The organism is Streptomyces fildesensis (assembly GCF_016107395.1).
Taxonomy (GTDB): Bacteria; Actinomycetota; Actinomycetes; order Streptomycetales; family Streptomycetaceae; genus Actinacidiphila; species Actinacidiphila fildesensis.
The window spans coordinates 1-1,424 of record NZ_JAAIKO010000119.1; the positions used below are offsets into that span (position 1 = coordinate 1).

Consider the following 1,424-nt stretch of genomic DNA (forward strand, 5'->3'; position numbering starts at 1 on the left):
TTGAGGAATTCAGCACTAGTACTGCAACGGTCTTTGTTCTGATGTGTGGGCAGTTTCTGGTGGTGTGTGGCCGCGTTGTTTGTAGTGGCTGATGCGGGCTTGGAATTGTCGGTGGCGGCGCCAGTGTGACCAGTGCAGGACGTGGTCGGTGAGGTGGGCTCGGGGCCGTGTCAGGCGGGTGGTCAGTCGCCGGATTTCGGGCAGGGTCAGGGGGATGAGCTGGGAGGATCCGTTTCTGCTTTCTCCGTATCGAGGGCGCGGGCCCGCAGGACGGTCAGGCAGGCGTGGGCGGCCATAGCGAGGGTGATGTGGCGGTGCCAGCCGGGGTAGCGGCGGACCTGGTAGTCGTCCAGGCCGCATTCCTGCTTCGCGGTTTGGAAGCACTCTTCAACAGCCCACCGGCTGCCGGCGACGCGGATCAGCTCATCGAGTGTGGTCTCGGCCGGGCAATAGGCGATGTAGTAGGAGATCTCCTGTGGTCGGCTCACGCTGCGGCGGGCGATGACCCAGTGCCGGCGGTCTTCACGATGCCAAGGACGGACTTCGACCCTCGCCCAGTCGTAGATCCGGGGCCCGTGGGCGCCGTTGCCGCACGAACGGCGTTTCCACTTCTGTCGGGGCAGTGAGGGAAACAGGTCGTGGACCGGGTGGTCCATAGCCCAGCGGGTGACGACGGTGTCGTGGCGGGTGGTGGCCATGACGTGGAAGACATCGGCCTGCTCGAGCTCGGTCCGCCAGCCTTTGGAGAAGCCGTAGGCGGCATCCGCCGTCACCCACCGGAACGGGATGTTGTCGGTGATCGCCCGGCGGACCATGGCCTTGGCGGTCACCACTTTCGTCTCGAAGGCGACCGTGTCCTCGATCCCCGCGGCCCGGCAGCGTTCGCGGTCATCGGTCCATGACGTGGGCAGATACAGGCGGCGGTCGATCAGCGTGCGGCCCCGGGCGCCGGCATAGGCGAGGAAGACACCCACCTGACAATTTTCTGTTCGCCCGGCGGTTCCGGAATATTGGCGCTGGACTCCGGCCGAGCGGACGCCCTTTTTCAGGAACCCGGTGTCGTCCACGATCAGCACCGCGTCCGGGTCGCCGAGATGTTCCACGACGTAGTCGCGGACGTCGTCGAGGACTTCATCGGCGTCCCAGTCGCACCGGTTCAACAGCCGGTGCATGCGATCGGGGGCCGCGTGCCCGGCCTCCTCCGCGAGCGTCCAGCCGTTCTTCCGCTCCAACGGAGCGATCAGCCCCTGCATATAAGCCAGCGCCGACTCCCGCGGCTCCGACCGGGCAAATCGGTGCACAAACCGCTCGTGCAACTCGCCCAGACCGGCCGCCCACGTCCTGATGTCACTGAGTTCCCCACCCATAGTCAAATCAACGACGGCCCTGGCCACCAGTCACGCCAAACGCCGTTGCAGTACTAG

Annotated in this window: 1 protein-coding gene; it reads right to left on the reverse strand. The window is 65.7% G+C overall.

Annotation, left to right across the window (positions count from 1 at the left end):
* Nucleotides 1–206: 206 nt before the first annotated feature.
* Entirely contained in the window at nucleotides 207–1,367 is a 1,161-nt protein-coding gene (locus C6N31_RS42145) for an IS701 family transposase (RefSeq protein WP_138351468.1), read from the reverse strand.
* Nucleotides 1,368–1,424 lie beyond the last annotated feature (57 nt).